The organism is Amycolatopsis lurida (assembly GCF_900105055.1).
Lineage (GTDB): Bacteria > Actinomycetota > Actinomycetes > Mycobacteriales > Pseudonocardiaceae > Amycolatopsis > Amycolatopsis lurida.
In genome coordinates, this window is record NZ_FNTA01000004.1 from 7,292,697 (window position 1) to 7,307,992 (window position 15,296).

Here is a 15,296-nt window from a genome sequence, read left to right on the forward strand (position 1 = left end):
TGGTTCGCCGAAGATTCTGATCGAATTTGGTCGAAAACGCCGGTCACGCGAGTCCCGCTCCCGGGCGATCTCCCCCAAGCACCGATCTCTTCGTAGCGGTGCTCGAGCACATCCTTGATCCGATCAGGGTGAGGCCGTGCTTCTCGACGCAGCCGCTGCCCGTTCGAAGTCGGCGCGAGCCTGGCCGGTCAGGCCGAGACCGGCCGCGATGAGCCGGACCGTGTCGCGGCGTGGCCTGCTGACCCGGCCGTGCTCGAGGTCTCTGATCGCTCGGACACTGACGGTGGAACGGGCGGCGAGGAGCCGCTGGGTCGCGCCGAGACTGCGCCGGTGGCTCCGCAGCAACTTGCCGAAGCGGGCCGGCCTCTCCTCCGCCGGGGTCGTCGCCTCCAGCGCGGGGTCGAGGCCGGCCACCCGGTTCGCGTCGAGCAGCAGCACGGTCGCTTGCCTGCCGGGCAGGGTGATGTGAACACCTTGAGTCACTGGCGTCCTCCGCGTTCGCTCAGCGACTCGCGTCACCGATGCCGCACCATGGTCGGAAAGCGGCAGGGCACGGACAACCGGAAACTTTCACGAAGAAGTGCCGGTTCGACGTCCGGGCATCGGGTGCGTGACCGCGGGAAGCCCGCTCGGGTCGGGCGAGCAGAGCGGACTTGACGACGTTCATCCGCAGCAGATGTTGTAACCGTGGTTCCGCCAGAACAACGACGGGCTCGGGTTGTCGAGAACCGGATCGCCGGTGCTGTCCGACGCGCTCTCGTGCCTGCCCGGCCGGTACTCGACGTGCGTATGCGTGGAGCCGGCGCCGCGGTACTCCTCGGTGCCGATCTGCCTGCCACGGCGGACGAACTCACCGACCGCGAGCCCGTTCGACGGATTGAGGTGCAGGTAGATGATCGTGAAATCCTGATCCCGGTTGTAGATCGCCAGCGTGGACAAGCCGCCGCTGCCGTTCCTGCCTTCGGTCTTCCTGATCACGGTGCCCTGGGTCATGGAGTACACGGGAACACCGAAACCGCGCGCGAAGTCGATCCCCTCGTGCCTGCCCGACGTGTTCACATAGCCGTCGAAATAGGAGGTGATGCGGCCGGAATCGCTGTGGTACAGCCCGGTCTCCAGCCAGTCGTTCCCCGCCAGGCCGAGCATATGCCCGACGTTTTCGTTGTACGTCGAGGTCAAGTTGCCCTTGGCGCCGTGCGTGAACGAGTCGATCGGGCCGGTCCAGCCGCTCTTGAAGAACACGGTGACCACCGCGTCCCTCCGGTTCCACACCGAGGCCGCGTTGTTCCTCACGCACAGGCCCTTCCCCGCGCCCGCACCGAGGAAGTGATAGCAGTCGGCGCCCGTGCCGTAGTTACCGACCGACCCGTCGAAATCGCTGACCGATCCCTGCTGATCGCTGTTGTAGTACAAACAGAACTCGCCGTCTTCGCAGACGCCGTTCCGTGCCGTCGCGGCCTGTGCCGAGGGGGTGGCCAGGAGAGTGCTGCCCAACGCCAGTGCCACACCGAGCAGTCCGACCATCGATCTTCTCAACGACGTTCCCTTTCTCCTTGAATGCGGCGAATCAGCCAGTGCGCGACGCTACGGACGCGATGGGCGCCAGGGGAAGTCGTAGAGGGCAAACTGCCGCTTGTGCGGTGACGAGACGTCGGTAGCCGTGATGCGCGGCCCCGTGCCAGGGCGCGGCAGTGGCTGTGTCGCAGGCGGATTTCGGCTACAGCCACGAGTCAAAGCGGCGACCCGCCACGGATGAACACCGGGCGATGGGTCACGAGAATACTTGTCGGAATTCGTCCGGGACGCGCTATCCATGAATTGGCGACGGTCTTGCGCAAGTTCATGAGGGCGTGGACTCGCGCGGAGTCCTTGCTGATCACCTCTCGGAGGTGGAAAACCGAGGCTTGTTCAACGGACATGCCCGCGATTTCGCCGGTGGAACAGAGCTTGATCAGGCTTCGACGAACCAATCGAAGACGAAGGCCATGGAGCTGTGGATGGTGAGTGAACCGAGGCCACCGTCGGCGGCGTCGAGCGGGCTCGTCGTGGAGCTCGGCGCGGACCTGCCCATCTGAGCATAAAGCGACATCCGACGACCGGGGAGTGTCCTATGTGGACATTCAAGTCACGGCGGGTCCCGCATGTCATGCCGGTGCTCGTCGGTGACGGCCCCGTATCGGTTTCGATCGGGTGACCGGGTGCGCGTGTGGAGGCGGGACGCCCTGACACCCGCCCCCCGCGGTCTCCTCGAACCGTTTGCAGTAACAGGCGGACATCGGGCGGATGTCAGGGCGTGACCGCGAAAGCGGCCTGCCAGTGGAGGGGAGCGTTGCCGGTACCGCGGCTGTCTTGACGGCATCCCGCCGATGGCATCGCCGCCTGCCGGGGGCGGAAAGCCGGCTAGCCGCGGGCCGGTGGAGGGGGATCGTGAATGCGGCGACGGCGGGGGCGGAACGTCGAAGCCGGCGGCCACGATCTGGTCGAACTCGGCACGCAGCCAAGCCTCGTCGGAGCAGAGCAGTTCGGTGAACGCGCTGGTCACCGTCGTGGGGTGCAAGGTGTCCGGCATGGGCGATCACTCCCCGGCAACGTTCCTCGTCCGACACCAGGTCAGTACCAATATCTATAGTGTCCACCATAGATATTGTCAAGCAGCGGTCATAGCTATTCTGTAGTGGCTGCTATGGGGCAGCCGAGGCCGAAGGAGCAGGTGCGTGATCGGCCATCGGCCGGGGGACGTGGTCGGCGCCGCCGACTCGATTTCCCTCTTCAGGACCATGGACGTCTACCGCTGCCCCTGATAAAACGGCAGGTACAGCGGTTGAGACCACAGCCACTCCGTGCTCCCCCGGGCCTGGCCGGCGCCCACGCGGCTCGCCGATGATTCCCTTGCTCGGGGTCCGTCAGAGCTGTCCGGGAGTTCCCGTGTCGACCTTCCTCGAATCACCCCCAGCGAAGCACCACGCCCGCACCTCACCCGGGCGGCCACCGGCCACCGGCACGGCCTCGGTTCGATCGCCGGATCCCGGCGGATCGCTCCGTCTCACGGTCATCCGGCCCGATCCCGCGACGGCCGTCATCGAGGTCGGCGGCGAACTCGTCGCCGCCACCGCTCCACGGCTCGCCCATTTGCTCGGCCCACGGTTGACGTCCGCTCTGCGCACCGTGGTGATCGACCTTTCCGCCGTCACCTCCCTCGACACCATCGGTCTCGGCGTCCTGGTCCACGCCTGGCATCAGGCGGCCGTCACCGGGCGCGCCCTGAAGCTGGTCACCGGGCCGGGAGGCGTGAAGCGTGCCCTGGAGAACGCCGGCCTGGACACCCGTGCCTGACCGGGTGTGAAGGCAGCGCGGGGCGGGTACAAGTACGCGTTTCGCCGACCCGCCGCACGAATCGGAGAGTTCAGATGCCCCCGAGATCCCTTTCCTGCCAGGAGACCGAACCGTCCGAAGTCGCGGAGACCGGCGGGGGAGTCCTGCTCGCCGTTGGGCCGGTCGTGGCCTTCTTCACTTGGTGGTCGTGGTGGACGGCGGCCGGTTTCGCGCTGACCGCGGCCGGGGCGCTCTGGCTCGCCTTGGCCGCCGGCGCGAGGAACGGGTCATGGCGAGCGCCAGTCGTGAGCGGGGTAGGCGGTCCCCGCCTGGGCACCCATCAGCATCAGGCCGCCGTCCACGACGAGTGACGCGCCGGTGATGTAACCGGCGGCGGGCCGCGCGAGGAACGCCACCGCCGCCGCGACCTCCCCGGCGTGCCCGGTCCGGCCGAGGGGGATACCGGGCCGTTCCTGCTCGCGAGGGTCCGCGTCGGTCTGCCCGGTCATCGGGGTGGAGATCTCGCCGGGCGCGACGGAATTCACCGTGATCCCGTGTTCCGCCAGTTCCAAAGCCAGCACCTGGGTGAGCGCGCCCGCGCCTGCCTTCGCCGCGCAGTACGGCGCCGCGCCCACGCGGGGAACGTGCTCGTGGACGCTGGTGATGGTGATGATCCGGCCGCCGTGCGCGGCGTCGACCATCTGCCGCGCCGCGCGCTGGGCGCAGAGGAACACCCCGTCGAGGTCGACGTCCAGCACCTGGCGCCAGCGGTCGTAGGACATGTCGATCGCCCGTTCGGCGCTGCCGGTCCCCGCGCAGTTGACCAGGACGTCGATTCCGCCGAGGTCCTCGGCGAGGGCGTCGATGACACTCGCCGCGCCGGGCAGTTCTGTCAGGTCGAGCCGGCGTACGTGCGCTGCCACGCCCTGTTCACGCACCTCGGCGGCGGTGGATTGCGCGCCGTCCGCGTCGGAGTGATAGGTGATGCCGACGTCGAGACCGTCCTTGGCGAGGGCGACGGCCACCGCGCGGCCGATCCCCGAATCGGAGCCAGTGACGACGGCGCGCCGCGGGCGCTCAGCCTCGGTGGGCAGTGGGGCGGGGGCGGCTTCATGACCGTTCACGGCTTTCTCCCTCCGGAGTTGTCGACTTCCCACAGGCCGTACCCGGTGGACCGGCGACGAAACGATCCGACGGGAAGATCGTTCTCCGCCCGCCGATAGCGAGCGTTGTTAGGCCGTTCGGGTTACCGTCGTCGCAGGCGGCCGGTCGTATGCGTTCGTCCAGGTCGGCTCGGTGACAGGAGCTCGTGATGGCGCGGAAGTCGGCAGACGGCCGGGATGAAGCGAATACGCCCGGGTGGGTGGAGCCGATGCTGGCCAAGCCCGATGGTGGCCGGCTGCGTGTGGGACCGGAGTGGGCGTACGAGTACAAGCTCGACGGCTACCGGGCGTGCATGAGGGTCGCCGCCGACGGCACGACGGTCTTGACCAGTCGCAACGGGATCGACTTCACCGACGAGTTCCCGGACCTCGCCGGGGTGCTCACCGAGGCCTTGGACGGGCGGAGCGCCGTGCTGGACGGTGAGGTCGTCGTCTACAACGACGCGGGCCAGATCGACTTCGGGATGTTGCAGGAGCGCCGCGGCCGCTATCAGACCCATCGCAGTTCTGTTCGCCGCGAGGAGCCGTTCGAGGACGTGCCGGTCCGGTTCCTGGCCTTCGACCTGCTGCGGCTCGGCGGCATCTCCTTGCTGGCCGAGCCGTACGACGAACGGCGCCGCCGGCTGACGCGACTTCCGATGCCGGACCCGTACCGGGTGGAAGTGGTGCGCGGGTTCACCTTCACCGACCTCGCCGCCGACCGCCGGACTCCGTGGCATCTGCTCGAGCATGTGAAGGCCAGTGGCCACGAAGGTTTGATCGCGAAGCTTCGCACCGCCGCCTACACCCCGGGCCGCCGCAGCGACGCCTGGGCGAAACACCCGCTGATCCAGACGACCGAGGTGATCGTCTGCGGTTACCGGCCGGGGCAGGGACGGCTGCACGGAAGAATGGGCGGGCTGTTGCTGGGCGCCCACGACCCGGACACCGGCGACCTGGTCTACCTCGGTGACGTCGGCACCGGGTTCACCGAGGCCGAACGCGGCCGCCTGCAGGCCCGGCTCGACGCACTGGAGCGGAAACGGCCCCCGTTCGCCGTGGCGCCGCCCCGGGCCGACACCGCGCGGGCGCGCTGGGTGAAACCGGTCCTGGTGGGCGAGGTGGTGTTCCGGCAGTTCACCCGCGGCGCGGGCCGCCTGCGGCACACCTCGTGGCGCGGGCTGCGCGAGGACAAACCTCCCGCCGAGGTCCTGGCACCGCGGCGGGAAGTGATTTCCGCCGCCGGGTCTCGAACCGAGGCGCCTTCTCCGGACGACCACGTGAAGGCAGGGCCGGTGGCCGGGGAACAGCCCGTGGCGTCGCCGACGAGGGGAACGAAGATCACCGTACAGGCCGGTGAGCGGCGGCTGACACTGTCCAATCTGGACAAGGTCCTGTACCCGGACGGGTTCACCAAGGGCGAGGTCATCAACTACTACTCCCGGATCGCGCCGGCCCTGCTGCCGCATCTGGCCTGCCGTCCGGTGACGTTCATCCGGTTCCCCGACGGGGTCGGCGGTGAACAGTTCTTCGAAAAGAACGTCCCGCACGGGGCGCCTGGGTGGTTGCCGACCGTCCGGATCGCGCGCGGCGGCACCCGTGGGCCGGGGGAGCCGATCACGTACGCGTTGCTGGACGAACTGGCCGCCGTGGTGTGGGCGGCGAACATGGCCGCGCTCGAACTCCACGTTCCACAATGGACTGTCGCCGACGACGGTACCCGCCGTCCGCCGGACCGCCTGGTGTTCGATCTCGACCCCGGCCCGGGAACCTCGATCGTGCACTGCTGCCGCGTCGCCGAACGGCTGTACGACGCACTGGCGGAAGACGGACTGTCCCCGCTGGCGAAGACATCCGGTTCGAAGGGCATGCAGCTCTACTGCGCCGTCACCACCGGCGACCCCGCGGCTCCGTCGGCCTATGCCAAGAAACTCGCGCAGCGCCTGGCCCGCGAGACACCGGACCGGGTGACCGCCGTGATGGCCAAAGCACAGCGGACCGGGCGGGTGTTCATCGACTGGTCACAGAACAACCCCGCCAAGACCACGGTGGCGCCGTACTCGCTGCGCGGCCGCGACCGTCCCACCGTCTCGACCCCCGTCACCTGGGACGAGGTCCGCGCCTGCCGCCGCGCGACACAGCTGGTGTTCACCGCCGACGACGTGCTCGACCGCGTCGACGAATACGGTGACCTGCTCGCCGAACTCGACGACACCCGGGCCGCTCTGCCATGACCCGGCGGCCCATTCGCCTGGGCCTGCCCGCCCGCGAATCCCGGCAGTCCTCGCCGGTCGCGGCGGACGAACGTGCCCTCGAACCCGGAGTCGTCGACACGGGGTGAAACATCGGTGCCACTCCCGGCTGGAACGATCTAATGGCCGCAGGGCGGTCGAGCCGTCGGAAGAGTCGAGCGCAGGGGTCGCGCGAGTGCTTGGACGACCGAGTCGGAGAGCCGCAGTGACGGCAGCCGCCGCAACTCCGCTTCGAACCCGAAGTCGATCTGGGCGCAACCGCAGTTCAGGTACTCTTCCATGGCGTAGCACCGGCAGGCCAGATCCGACTCGAAGTCCGGAGGCGCCAGCCGGGCCAGCAGCCGGATCATCGGCGCGGTGACCGAGGCGGGCCGGACACGAAGGTCGTCCGCCATCAACCGGGCCAGGAGGTCCGTCGAGTCTTCCGGGCCGGGGGACGGAACACCGTACCGCTCGCACAACGCGGACACCAACGGCTCGGTGTCCCACCCGCTCACCTGGCGGCTCGCCCCGGCCAGTTCGGCGACCTCGGGATCTTCGTTTCCTTCCACCAGCATGCCGACCGCGACGGCCGGCCAGTCTCCCGGCGCCAGGCGACTGTGCCGTTCCGCCGCCCTCGCCACGGAGAGCGCCACACGCACCGAAGCATCGTCCACCCAACGACTCCAAGCACCCGGAAAGTCCGCCACCGCAAGGTTCAGGACGTGGTCGACATGAGCGTACGCTGAAGGACCGGGGCGCCAAGGCGAAGCGGGCGATCGACGGATTCCACGCTGTCGTGCCCCCGACGGCAGCTGGTCGCCAATGGACAGTCCTTTTCAGACACAGGCTTCTTCCTGGTGATATCCGCCGTAGCGGTCCGGTAACGTCCGTTGCGCTGCCTGGAACGGTGTGGTCTGGTAACGGAATCCGCGGTCGGGTGGAGCGGGTCCGAGTGAGCTCGCGGTCGTTGCCGGTGAGGAGGCGGGGGTGTCGTTCGTCTTGGCGCGGCTGCTGGCCCGCTGGGTGATGCAGCAGGGCTGGCTGCTTCCCGTCGTCGTGGTCGTCTTCGTCTTCGCGACCAGCTGGCCGCTGATGGTGCTGGCCGAACCCGCGGGAAGTGAGCTCGTCCAGCCGGGGAATTACTGGTGGTATTTCGTGGTCACGGCCGCGACGGTCGGATACGGCGATTTTTCGCCGGAGACCACCGCGGGGCATTTCGTCGGGGCCTATGTCATCATCGGCGGGATCGCGACGCTCACCACGGTGTTCACCAAGCTCGCTTCGAGGCTCGAACAGGCGAAGGGACGGCGGATGCAGGGGATGGAAGCCGTGCGGGCGAGCGGGCACACGCTCCTGATCGGCTACACGGCAGGCCGCACCGAGCGCATCGTCGGGCAACTCATCGCCGACGGCGTCACCGGACTCGTCCTGTGCGCGAGCGACGAAGTGCAGATTCATCCCATGCCGTCGCAGCCGGTGGACTTCGTCCGTGGTGAGCCGACCGCGGCCGACGTGCTCGCCAGGGCCGCGGTCGGGGCGGCGAGCACCATCCTGGTCGACATGGGCGACGACAACGAGGCACTGGCCGTCGCGGTGACCGTCGACCACGCGAACCGGTCGGCGCATGTCGTGGTGACGTTGCGGGACATGGAGAAGTCCGAGCTCGTCCGCTACGTGGATCCGCGGATCAAGTGCGTGCAGTGGCACACGCCGCGGATGGTCACGGAAGAACTGACCTCCCCGGGAATCACCGAGGTCTACTCCGAGCTGATGACGGCAGGCGGGGCTGGGACGTACTCGGTGGGCCTGCCCGAGTCGCTGGGGCGGCTGAGCACCGAGAAATGCCGGATCGCACTGGGCCGCGCTTTCGGTGCCACGGTGCTGGCCGCCCGGACCGGCGACGATCTGGTGGTCAATCCTTCGTGGGACGGCGATCTCCCGGCCGGATCAGTGCTCTACTACGTCGGCCCTCGGCGCCTCACCGACGCGGAAATCGAAACGGCTCTGCGAGGCCTCGGCCGTTTCGCCCGGGAGTGAACCCGACGATTCCCTTGGTACGCGCGTTCCGGCGGGAGTCGTCACCGGAGCACTGGTGGTACTCGGAGTCCTCGGCTGTCGCCGCAGGGACCTGCGCACCTGATCCCTTCGAGCGGTTTCGGGGGGTGTGATTCCGCGCGTTGACATCGCCCGTGCCGATCGGCGCGAAGCGATCGCACTCGGGAAGACGCCTCGCTCGCGTCGCGTGCGGGATCTTATTGAGGGGCAAGCCAAACGGGTCTGGTGGGTGGGCTGGCCGCTGGATGGTCACGGAAATGGGGTCTTCCTGTGGTGCGTCGAAAGATCGCGGCCGTCGCCATCGCGGTGGCCACCGGGTTCGGCTTGACCGGGACGGCGGGGTACCGCCTCGGCCGACACGGTCACCCAGACCTGCTATGTCAACGGTTCGGATATCGGCCGCACGGTGAACGTGACGGTCACCGTGCCCGCCACCGTCACGCGCGGGGTGCCCGTGCCGGTCTTCCTCAAGGTCAGGGACGTCAAGGCCTGGACGGGCCGGCCCCTGGACGCGGGAGCGATCATGGGCATCGGGGTCATCAAGATGGGCGGTGCGGGCAGCGGTGAGTTCAAGGTCGACCGGCTGAGCAACCCGACGGCGATCCCGGCCGGTGAACACTGGTACATCGAGGGTACCGAGCAGGTCGCCTTCACGACCCCGGGCACGGTCACGCTCGGCCTTCGCATGTTCGGCCAGCCGATCTACTACGGGTGCCTGATCCCTACGGGGCAGGAGCCGCCGGTGGCCGCGACGGTGACGGTGACCTGACCGGCGGACCGGGGCCTGGCCGGCGCTATGCGGTGGCGAAACAGGCGCGAACGGTGGTGCCCTGAGGCCCGGTGTGGAGGCGTACGAGGTCGGCCAGGTGGTTGATCAGCAGGAGTCCGCGGCCACGTAGCTGCCCCGCGGAGGCGGGCCGCCGTCCGGCCAGCGGATCGGTCAGCCGGCCGGTGTCGCGGACTTCGCAGACCAGACTGCCGGTCTCCGTCCAGACGCTGAGCCGTCCTTGCCCGCCGCCGTGGTCCACGCTGTTGGCGAGCAGTTCGGCGACCACGAGTTCGACGTCTCCCACCCGGTCGTCGGTGAGCCCGGCCCGCATTGCCTGACCGCGGGCCATTGCACGGGCTTCGGCCAGGGAGACGGCGTCGCCGGTGACGGCGTCGAGAGTGGTGTACGCGGCGGGTCCGGTCGGGGCTGGATCCGGCAGCGGGGTGTTGTAGCCATTGATGATGCGGTCGGGGTCGTAGCCGGCGCTGATGCGCTCGCCGGTGGAGTCGATCAGGAGGGGATGGGTGGCTTCGGCGTCGGTCAGGGCGCGGGCGTCGAGGCGGGTGACGTCGTAGGGGCAGAGGATGGTGACTTCGCGGCCGGTGAACGCCGGATTGATCAGTGCCTCGTGCTGTGCGCACGCCGGATATTCCAGCTCGGACCGTTCGGCCCAGATGGGTTCGCCGATGATGCGGACGCGCTGAGCGGGGTGAGCGTCGGCGAACGCACGGAGGACGCCGGGGATGATCCGGCCGGGATTGCGGCCTTCCACGGTCATGTCCAGCAGCCGGACCCGCTCGGCGTCCTTGCCCAGTGCGGCCCGCAGCAACTCCAGGTTGGGGCCCGGTACCGAGACCGCGACGGGTTCACCGCCGTCCAGGCCTTGCCGGATGAAGGGAACCGTGCCCGCCAGGTAGTCGTCCTGCCCGCGGTAGAACAGCGCGGGATGGACGAAGGGGTCGGTGCCCGCGGCCGCCGTGGTCGGATTCATCGTGACTGGATGCCCTCATGCAGCGGATTCATGCACTCCTCGACTCTGCTCCTCATCCACAGCCTAAACGCCCGGCCTCTCCGGCCGTTCGCCTCCGTCCCAGGTAGCCGAATTCGGCTACCTGGGCTAGGCTCCCAGTAGCTAAATTTGGCTAGTGGGGAGATGCTGATGTCGGTGACGCCCTATGTGATGGTGGACAGCGCGAAGGCCTACAGGCGGTTCCTGGAAGCCGCGTTCAAGGCCGAGGTGTCGAACGTGATCCCGCTGCCGGAGGATCCGGAGCGGATGGTGCACGCCGAAGCGCGGATCGGGACCGGTGTGGTGTTCTTCGCCGACTCCGGGGCCGGAGGGATGCGCTGCCTGAAGTCTCCGTCGGACCCGGTGCACGTCCAGTTGTGGGCCACCGTGCCGGATCCCGAAGACGTCTTCGCGCGGGCGGTCGAGGCGGGCGCGAAGCCGGCCGCGCCGATCACGGCACAGGACGACGGCAGCTGGATGGGCGGCTTCGTCGACCCGTTCGGGACGTTGTGGTGGCTCAGCACGAACACGCCGGGCTGAGCCCGTGTCGACGGTTCGCCTGTTGGTTCTGGGCGCGGTCCGGCGGCGTGGCCGCGCCCATGGTTACCAGGTTCGTTCCGACCTGGAATCGTGGGGAGCGCACGAATGGGCGACGGCGACCTCGGGTTCGGTCTACCACGCGCTCAAGGCCATGACAGGACAGGACCTGCTCGTTCTCCACGAGACCGTTCCCAGTGAGGCGGGCGGCCCGCCGCGAATGGAATACGAGATCACCGCGAAGGGCGAACAGAGCTACTTCACCTTGCTCCGCAAGGCACTCGCCAGCCGCGATCCCCGGCTGGACATGCTCGCCGCCGCGGTGGGCCTCATCGAGGACCTGACCCGCGCCGAGGCGATCGACCTGCTCCGGCAACGCGCCGAGGCGATGCGGCAGTGGCGGGCGAGCATCACCGCGCATCTGCCGCCGGACGCCGACCTCGACAGCTGGGGCCCGGTCGGCGAGGTCGTCGGGCTGTGGCTGCACACCGCCGGGCATCGCGTCGAATGGACCGACCGGCTGCTCCGGCGTCTGGAGGAGGGCGTCTACCGGATGGCGGGCGAGGAGTAGGCGGCGTCCGGTGAGTCCGTTCGATGGGTCACCTGGGCACGAAGACCGCGAACAGACTTACCGGACAGCGCCCAGCCCCCTTTGCGACACTTACGTTTTCTTTACGGCCGGGGCGGTGATTCCCAGCGCTGGATCGTTAGTGTCCGCGTCGGTGCGCGGCCATCACGAATGGCCTGCCGGGTTCGCCTCGTGGGAGGTGTACGTGCGATTCGGGGAGGACACGGAATGACCGAGGCACCTGAGCATGCCGTTCCGGAGCGGGTGGAGAGCCCGGTCCGGCAGGCGGCGCCCTCGGGCAAGGTCGGCCGGTGGCTGATGGAGCACCGGGTCCAGCCGGTGGGTCCGGAAAGTCACGAGGAGCACGCCACCCCGCAGTCGTGGTGGAAGGTCATGTGTCTCACCGGCGTGGACTACTTCTCCACGTTGTCGTATCTGCCCGGGATCGCCGCGTTGGCGGCGGGCGCGCTGTCGCCGCTGGCGACGCTGCTGATCGTCGCGTTGACGCTGCTGGGCATGCTGCCGATGTACCGGCGGGTGGCGAAGGAGAGCCCGCACGGTCAGGGTTCGGTCGCGATGCTGGAGAACCTGTTGCCGTTCTGGCGCGGCAAGATCTTCGTCTTGGTACTCCTGGGTTTCGTCGCGACGTCGTGGATCATCACGATCACGCTGTCATCGGCGGACGCCACGGTGCACGCGCTGGAGAATCCGATCACCCCGTCGTTCCTGCACGGGCACGAGGTGCTGATCACGGTCGTCCTGCTGCTGATCCTCGGCGGGGTGTTCCTGCTCGGGTTCAGCGAGGCGGTCGGCGTCGCGATCCCGTTGGTCGCGATCTTCCTGGTGCTCAACGCGGTGGTCGTGGTCGCCGGGATCGGCGAGGTGATCGCCGACCCCGCCGCGTTCGATCGCTGGCTGGACGCGCTCACCTCCGGAGGAGGCGGTTTCGGCGGTGTCATCGGCCCGGCGATCCTGGCGTTCCCCTTGCTGGTGCTCGGTTTGTCGGGTTTCGAGACGGGCGTGAGCATGATGCCGCTGGTGGCGGCCAAGGGTGAGAACGCGGAGCAGCGGCTGGCGAACCGGATCCGCAACACCCGCAAGCTGCTCACCGCCGCGGCGCTGATCATGTCGGTGTACCTGATCGCGACCAGCTTCGTCACCACGGTCCTGATCCCGGCCGAGAAGTTCCAGCCTGGCGGAGAGGCGAACGGCCGCGCGCTGGCGTACCTCGCGCACGAGTTGCTGGGCGAGTGGGTCGGCACGGCCTACGACATCAGCAGCATCCTCATCCTGTGGTTCGCCGGTGCGTCGGCGATGGCCGGCCTGATCAACATCGTGCCGCGCTACCTGCCCGCGTACGGGATGGCACCGGACTGGGCGCGGGCGGTCCGTCCGGTGGTGCTGGTCTACACCGCGATCTGCGTCCTGGTCACGATCATCTTCAGCGCCGACGTCAACGCCCAGGCCGGGGCGTACGCCACCGGGATCCTCGCGATGATGGTGTCGGCGTCGGTCGCGGTGGCCATCTCCGCGGCGAAGAAGCGGCAGCGCAAGGCGGCGATCGCGTTCGCCGTGCTGACCCTCATCCTGATCTACGCCTTGGTGGAGAACGTCATCGAGAAGCCCGACGGGCTCACCATTTCCGCGTTCTTCATTCTCGGGATCATCGTGGTGTCGCTGATCTCGCGGGTCACCCGCACCACGGAACTGCGGGTCGATCACATCGAGTTCGACGAGCCCGCCCGCCGGTTCGTCACCGAGTCGATCGCGCACGACGGCGCGCTCACCGTCATCGCGAACCGGCGCCAGGCCGGGGACGCCGACGAGTACCGGGCGAAGGAAGCCGAACAGCGCGGCCTGAACCCGGTACCGGGCGCCGCCGACGTCCTGTTCCTGGAGATCGACGTCATCGACCCGTCCGGCTTCAGCGACGTGCTGAAGGTCCGCGGTGTCGAGATCGAGGGATTCCGGGTGCTCCGCGCGGAAAGCCCCGCCGCCCCGAACGCGATCGCGGCCATCCTGCTCGCTCTGCGTGATACCACCGGCGTGCGGCCCCAATGCCATTTCGAGTGGAGCGAGGGCAATCCGCTCGGGCATCTGTTCCGCTATCTGATCCTCGGCCGCGGGGACACCGCTCCGGTCGTCCGCGAGATCATCCGCACCAGCGAACGCGATCCGGCGCTCCGCCCGGGCATCCACGTCGGCTGACGAGGCTCCTGCCTGCGGTTTTCCGCCCTACCGCAAAAGTGTCGTCGTGCGGTGGGGAGAGGCGGCAGGCTGTTCCCGTGCCCAGGGGAGGGCGCAGGGGAGGGGAACGATGATCCGGAAAGTGATGCTCGCCGGCGGCGCGATGATCTCGGCGCTGGTGCTGGGGGCCTCGACCGCGGAGGCGGCCGGTACCTCGTCGAGCAAGGACGCGATCACGCGCAGTACGACACCATCCGCGATGCGGCCTCGGTCTGCGACGAGGAGCAAGACGGCAATGGCGTCTACGCCGAGTACAAGCAGAAGAGCGGGACGAAGCTGACCTTCGGCGACGGCAATGGCTCGAAGATCGGCTGTGGCCACGCCAAGATCCCGGACGTGACGTCGTTCCGGGTCTGTGAGGACGACGCGGGAGACGACAGCTGCTCGTTGTGGCGGCTCGTACGCTGAAGTCTCAGCCAAGGAGCGCGGCGCCCGCCGGCGTGAGGTGATGCAGCACCACGGCTCCGTGACGACGGCTGGTGATCAGTCCGGCGTCGCGGAGCACCGTGGTGTGCCGCGAAACCGCGGCCGCCGAAACGCCGAGCCGGTCGGCGAGTTCGCCGCTGGTGGGGCAGCCGGCCACCGCGTACAGGACGGCGGCGCGGGTCCGGCCGAGCAGAGTGGCCAGATGTTTCGGCAGGGGCGCGGGCTCGTGCTCGTGGGACACCGGGAAGCCGAGGACCGGGGGAAGGTCTTCGTCGGCGAGGGCGACCGGGGTGTCCCAGCAGAAGTAGGACGGGACGAGCCGGATGCCGCGACCGCGAAGATGGAGATCGCGATCGAGGGGGTAGCGCACGGTCAGGACCGGCGCCTCCGGAGCGGCTGGCAGGGCAACCCCGAGGCGTAGGCTCGTCCTGCTACCGCGCGACCGGAGGACGACGATGAGCCTGCCCTCAGCCGACCCGCTCGTGGATTCGCTCGGCGCCGCGTACCGACGGCTGATGGAGAGCGGGCTGGTCTCGGTCAGCGTCGACCATGGTGACGCCGAGACGGTCGTCCGGGTCGAACCTGCCGTCCCCGGGCGCGCCGCGCCTGTTGCTGCGCATGGCCGGGGGCGGTGGGGAACTGTTCCTCGACGATCTGGATGCGTTCGAAGTGGATTCGCCGGAAGACGTCGAGGAGTTCACGGCGTTGATGCGAGCACTGGTCGAGGGGGAGGTCGAACTGGCCTTCAGGAAGACCTTGTTCGGCTGGCGCCCGTCGGCCGTCGAATGGCCTGGCGGTCAGTGGTCGCTTCCGGGGAATCCGGGCCTCGTGGGTTGGGCTTTCCGGTCACGCAGGGAGAAAGTGCGGGGATATCGCTGATCCGGCGCCTTCGCCTTTGCGTCCATAAAGGACACTTGTCTTGGTATGCGCCGCCGGGTGGTGTGTTGCGAAAGCCACTTTCGCAACGTTCGGTGTTGGGAAAGTGGCTTTCGCAACA

Annotated in this window: 16 protein-coding genes; 9 read left to right on the forward strand and 7 right to left on the reverse strand. The window is 68.5% G+C overall.

The window, feature by feature from the left end:
- Nucleotides 1-123: 123 nt before the first annotated feature.
- The 3 genes from BLW75_RS39605 to BLW75_RS43090 form a co-directional block, all read right to left on the reverse strand.
- On the reverse strand, nt 124-483 hold the full coding sequence (locus BLW75_RS39605; protein WP_034311400.1) for a helix-turn-helix domain-containing protein: 360 nt from the start codon (nt 481-483) through the stop codon (nt 124-126).
- A gap of 180 nt (nt 484-663) precedes the next feature.
- The gene (locus tag BLW75_RS39610) at nt 664-1,536 is read right to left on the reverse strand and encodes a peptidase inhibitor family I36 protein (RefSeq protein WP_241783564.1); all 873 of its coding nucleotides are present in this window, start codon (nt 1,534-1,536) and stop codon (nt 664-666) included.
- 415 nt (nt 1,537-1,951) lie between these two features.
- Nucleotides 1,952-2,089 (reverse strand): hypothetical protein, encoded by a 138-nt coding sequence (locus BLW75_RS43090; protein WP_158005377.1) that lies wholly within the window; start codon nt 2,087-2,089, stop codon nt 1,952-1,954.
- Nucleotides 2,090-2,925: 836 nt separating this feature from the next.
- Between BLW75_RS43090 and BLW75_RS39615 the strand changes: the two genes are divergently transcribed.
- A complete protein-coding gene (locus BLW75_RS39615) occupies nt 2,926-3,333 on the forward strand; it encodes an STAS domain-containing protein (protein WP_158005378.1) in 408 nt (135 codons plus the stop codon).
- A 266-nt stretch (nt 3,334-3,599) separates the two neighbouring features.
- On the opposite strand, the gene BLW75_RS39620 is transcribed toward BLW75_RS39615, so the two are convergent.
- Entirely contained in the window at nt 3,600-4,436 is an 837-nt protein-coding gene (locus BLW75_RS39620; protein ID WP_091599371.1) for an SDR family oxidoreductase, read from the reverse strand.
- A gap of 248 nt (nt 4,437-4,684) precedes the next feature.
- Between BLW75_RS39620 and ligD the strand changes: the two genes are divergently transcribed.
- Complete coding sequence (ligD, locus tag BLW75_RS39625; protein WP_395766747.1) at nt 4,685-6,688, forward strand: DNA ligase D; 2,004 nt, start codon at nt 4,685-4,687, stop codon at nt 6,686-6,688.
- Between the two features lie 137 nt (nt 6,689-6,825).
- Here the strand turns inward: ligD and BLW75_RS39630 are convergent, their stop codons facing one another.
- A complete protein-coding gene (locus BLW75_RS39630) occupies nt 6,826-7,362 on the reverse strand; it encodes a dehydroquinate synthase/iron-containing alcohol dehydrogenase family protein (protein ID WP_034311404.1) in 537 nt (178 codons plus the stop codon).
- 313 nt (nt 7,363-7,675) lie between these two features.
- On the opposite strand from BLW75_RS39630, the gene BLW75_RS39635 reads away from it, so the two are divergent.
- Both BLW75_RS39635 and BLW75_RS39640 read left to right on the forward strand, forming a co-directional pair.
- Nucleotides 7,676-8,725, forward strand: a complete 1,050-nt coding sequence (locus tag BLW75_RS39635; RefSeq protein ID WP_034311408.1) for an ion channel — start codon at nt 7,676-7,678, stop codon at nt 8,723-8,725.
- A gap of 424 nt (nt 8,726-9,149) precedes the next feature.
- Complete coding sequence (locus BLW75_RS39640; RefSeq protein ID WP_034311410.1) at nt 9,150-9,512, forward strand: hypothetical protein; 363 nt, start codon at nt 9,150-9,152, stop codon at nt 9,510-9,512.
- Between the two features lie 25 nt (nt 9,513-9,537).
- On the opposite strand, the gene BLW75_RS39645 is transcribed toward BLW75_RS39640, so the two are convergent.
- On the reverse strand, nt 9,538-10,503 hold the full coding sequence (locus BLW75_RS39645; protein ID WP_034311412.1) for a sensor histidine kinase: 966 nt from the start codon (nt 10,501-10,503) through the stop codon (nt 9,538-9,540).
- Between the two features lie 168 nt (nt 10,504-10,671).
- On the opposite strand from BLW75_RS39645, the gene BLW75_RS39650 reads away from it, so the two are divergent.
- The 4 genes from BLW75_RS39650 to BLW75_RS39665 all read left to right on the forward strand — a co-directional run bounded on the left by BLW75_RS39650 (nt 10,672) and on the right by BLW75_RS39665 (nt 14,281).
- Nucleotides 10,672-11,061 (forward strand): VOC family protein, encoded by a 390-nt coding sequence (locus BLW75_RS39650; protein ID WP_241783566.1) that lies wholly within the window; start codon nt 10,672-10,674, stop codon nt 11,059-11,061.
- A 4-nt stretch (nt 11,062-11,065) separates the two neighbouring features.
- A complete protein-coding gene (locus BLW75_RS39655; protein ID WP_034311417.1) occupies nt 11,066-11,629 on the forward strand; it encodes a PadR family transcriptional regulator in 564 nt (187 codons plus the stop codon).
- Between the two features lie 225 nt (nt 11,630-11,854).
- Entirely contained in the window at nt 11,855-13,834 is a 1,980-nt protein-coding gene (locus tag BLW75_RS39660) for an APC family permease (RefSeq protein ID WP_034311419.1), read from the forward strand.
- Nucleotides 13,835-13,885: 51 nt separating this feature from the next.
- Nucleotides 13,886-14,281, forward strand: coding sequence for a hypothetical protein (locus BLW75_RS39665; RefSeq protein ID WP_034311422.1), 396 nt, complete (start codon nt 13,886-13,888; stop codon nt 14,279-14,281).
- 4 nt (nt 14,282-14,285) lie between these two features.
- Here BLW75_RS39665 and BLW75_RS39670 read toward each other — a convergent pair whose 3' ends face one another.
- Nucleotides 14,286-14,669, reverse strand: a complete 384-nt coding sequence (locus BLW75_RS39670) for an ArsR/SmtB family transcription factor (protein ID WP_241783568.1) — start codon at nt 14,667-14,669, stop codon at nt 14,286-14,288.
- A gap of 179 nt (nt 14,670-14,848) precedes the next feature.
- On the opposite strand from BLW75_RS39670, the gene BLW75_RS39675 reads away from it, so the two are divergent.
- Nucleotides 14,849-15,178: a hypothetical protein gene (locus BLW75_RS39675; protein WP_143055432.1), complete on the forward strand. Its 330-nt coding sequence runs from the start codon at nt 14,849-14,851 to the stop codon at nt 15,176-15,178.
- Nucleotides 15,179-15,296: the final 118 nt, after the last annotated feature.

Bases quoted from the DNA above. Each gene is read 5' to 3' on its own strand.
- BLW75_RS39645 (WP_034311412.1), bottom strand. From the start codon at position 10,503: ATGAATCCGACCACGGCGGCCGCGGGCACCGACCCCTTCGTCCATCCC.
- BLW75_RS39675 (WP_143055432.1), top strand. From the start codon at position 14,849: ATGGTGACGCCGAGACGGTCGTCCGGGTCGAACCTGCCGTCCCCGGGC.
- BLW75_RS39650 (WP_241783566.1), top strand. From the start codon at position 10,672: ATGTCGGTGACGCCCTATGTGATGGTGGACAGCGCGAAGGCCTACAGG.
- ligD (WP_395766747.1), top strand. From the start codon at position 4,685: ATGCTGGCCAAGCCCGATGGTGGCCGGCTGCGTGTGGGACCGGAGTGG.
- BLW75_RS43090 (WP_158005377.1), bottom strand. From the start codon at position 2,089: ATGTCGCTTTATGCTCAGATGGGCAGGTCCGCGCCGAGCTCCACGACG.
- BLW75_RS39660 (WP_034311419.1), top strand. From the start codon at position 11,855: ATGACCGAGGCACCTGAGCATGCCGTTCCGGAGCGGGTGGAGAGCCCG.